General features: G+C 48.6%; 2 protein-coding genes. Both read left to right on the top strand.

The window, feature by feature from the left end; all coding sequences use genetic code 11:
• The first annotated feature begins 17 nt into the window (after nucleotides 1–17).
• A complete protein-coding gene (gene atpA, locus PX481_RS26760; RefSeq protein WP_002750072.1) occupies nucleotides 18–1,526 on the top strand; it encodes a F0F1 ATP synthase subunit alpha in 1,509 nt (502 codons plus the stop codon).
• 199 nt (nucleotides 1,527–1,725) lie between these two features.
• Nucleotides 1,726–2,673 carry a F0F1 ATP synthase subunit gamma gene (locus PX481_RS26755; protein WP_002763363.1) on the top strand — a complete coding sequence of 316 codons (948 nt, stop codon included), beginning with the start codon at nucleotides 1,726–1,728 and terminating at the stop codon, nucleotides 2,671–2,673.
• The last annotated feature ends 291 nt before the right edge of the window (nucleotides 2,674–2,964 follow it).

Below are 2,964 nucleotides of genomic sequence, written 5' to 3'. Positions count from 1 at the left end.
TTTTCCCAGATTAAACTATGGTAGCTATCAGACCCGACGAAATTAGCACGATTATTCGTCAACAGATCGAATCCTATAACCAAGAAGTACAGGTCTCCAACGTGGGAACCGTCCTACAAGTAGGTGACGGTACTGCCCGCATCTACGGCCTACAACAGGCCATGTCGGGAGAACTATTAGAATTTGAAGATGGAACCGTCGGCATCGCCCTTAACCTCGAAGAAGATAACGTCGGTGCAGTGTTAATGGGTGACGGTTTCGGGATTAAAGAAGGCGGTACGGTGAAAGCTACCGGTAAAATCGCTCAGGTTCCCGTGGGTGAAGCCTTAGTCGGCCGCGTGGTTGATGCTCTCGGTCGTCCCATCGACGGTAAAGGGGACATCCTCGCCAGCGAAACCCGTCTGGTGGAATCCCCCGCCCCCGGTATTGTCGCTCGCAAATCCGTCTGTGAACCGATGCAAACCGGCATTACCGCTATCGATGCCATGATTCCCGTCGGTCGTGGTCAACGGGAGTTAATTATCGGTGACAGAAAAACCGGTAAAACAGCGATCGCCATTGACACGATCATTAACCAGAAAAGCGAAGACGTGATCTGTGTCTATGTCGCCATCGGTCAAAAAGCCTCCACCGTCGCCCAAGTAATCGACACCCTCACCCAAAGAGGCGCTATGGATTACACCGTGGTGGTGGCCGCTAACGCTAACGACCCCGCCACCCTCCAGTATATCGCCCCCTACACCGGAGCTTCGATCGCCGAATACTTCATGTATAAAGGCAAAGCGACCCTAGTTATCTACGATGACCTCACCAAACAGGCTCAAGCTTATCGTCAGCTATCCCTGCTCATGCGTCGTCCTCCCGGTCGGGAAGCTTACCCCGGCGACGTTTTCTATCTCCACTCCCGTTTACTAGAGCGCGCCGCTAAACTCAGCGATGCCCTCGGTGGTGGCAGCATGACCGCCCTGCCGATTATCGAAACCCAAGCCGGTGACGTTTCTGCCTACATTCCCACCAATGTAATTTCGATTACTGACGGTCAGATCTTCCTCTCCACCGACCTCTTTAACGCTGGTTTCCGTCCCGCTATTAACGCTGGTATTTCCGTATCCCGCGTGGGTTCGGCGGCCCAAACTAAAGCGATGAAGAAAGTTGCCGGTAAATTAAAACTCGAATTAGCCCAGTTTGACGAATTAGAAGCTTTTGCTCAATTCGCTTCTGACCTTGATGCGGCCACCCAAGCACAACTGGCTCGCGGTCAACGTCTGCGTCAAATCCTGAAACAGCCCCAAAACTTCCCCCTCTCCGTTTGGGAACAGGTGGCGGTGGTTTATGCCGGTTTAAACGGTTATCTCGACGATATCGCCACCGATAAAGTTATCGATTTCTGCACCGGTTTACGGGAATACCTGAAAACCAGCAAACCTCGCTACGTTGAGATCGTCAGCACTGAAAAACAACTCAACGACGAAGCGGAAGGCCTGCTCAAAGATGGCATCAATGAGTACAAACAGGCTTTTAAATAATCTCGGTAATCAGTAAATAAATGTTGGTAATGGGGGTTAGGTTTTGGGGGATGGGGTGTTGAGGTTTTGGGGTTTTGGGGTATGAGTTGAAATTTCTCTATCTCCCCATTTCCCTGTTTCCCCACCTCTCCATTCCCTCCTAAACCCCGACTCTTGACTGATAACTGATAACTGATAACTGATAACTGATAACTGAATTATGCCTAATCTCAAAGCGATTCGCGACCAAATTCAATCGGTCAAAAATACCAAAAAAATTACCGAGGCCATGCGTCTGGTGGCGGCCGCAAAAGTGCGCCGCGCCCAAGAACAAGTTCTCTGTACCCGTCCTTTTGCCGATGCCCTCGCTCAGGTCCTTTATAATCTCCAAGGTCGTTTAGCCTTTAGTGATGTTAATTTACCCCTACTGGCCCAACGGGAAGTAAAAACCGTGGCTCTGTTGGTAGTGACAGGCGATCGAGGTCTTTGTGGCGGTTATAATACTAACGTCATCCGTCGTGCCGAACAACGGATGAATGAATTAAAAGAGCAAGGGATTAAGTATCAATTAGTTGTTGCCGGCCGGAAAGCTGCACAATATTTCGAGCGCCGGAATGCTCCCATTGCCGCTAAATTTATTAACCTCGAACAGATTCCCACTGCCGATGAAGCTGGCACGATTGGGGATGAATTGCTTTCCTTATTTTTATCGGAAACTGTTGATCGTGTCGAGTTAATTTATACTCGTTTTATCTCCCTGATCAGTGCCACTCCGGTGATTCAAACCCTGTTACCTTTAACTACCCAAGGTTTAGCGGTACAGGATGACGAGATTTTCCGTTTGGTGACTAAAGAAGGAAAATTTAAGGTACAACGGGAAAAAATGGCCAGCCAACCGGCGCAGGTTTTTCCCCAAGACATGATTTTTGAGCAGAATCCCGTCCAAATCCTCGATTCTCTCCTACCTTTGTACTTAAATAACCAATTACTGCGCGCTCTCCAGGAATCGGCAGCGAGTGAATTAGCAGCCCGGATGACGGCGATGAGCAACGCCAGCGAGAACGCCAGCGAGTTAATCGGGACTTTAAGCCGTACCTACAACAAGGCGCGTCAAGCCGCTATTACCCAAGAATTGCTAGAAGTAGTAGCGGGAGCCAACGCTCTCTAGGTTTAAGCCATTTTTTCTTCTGATTATCAGTAGGAGTGATTATTTTCACTCCTTTTTTTATATAGGGTCTGCTGAAAAAGTTTTTCCTGGGGGTAGGAGTCAGGAGTCAGGAGTCAGGAGTCGGTCGTTTTAGGCTTTGTTGCCCTTGTTTTTTGTACCAAGCGATGTACTACAAGAAGGATAATGCAAGGTTTTTGAACGTCCCAATCCTATTTTCTTGCACTAACATCGGACTTTAACAGGTCAAAAGCTTTATTTTAAAAGGGTTTTACCATTATTCAGCAAACCCTA

This window comes from Microcystis sp. M53603_WE2 (assembly GCF_030065435.1).
Note: the sequence above shows the minus strand (reverse complement) of the source record. Positions and strands in the feature narration are given on the sequence as shown.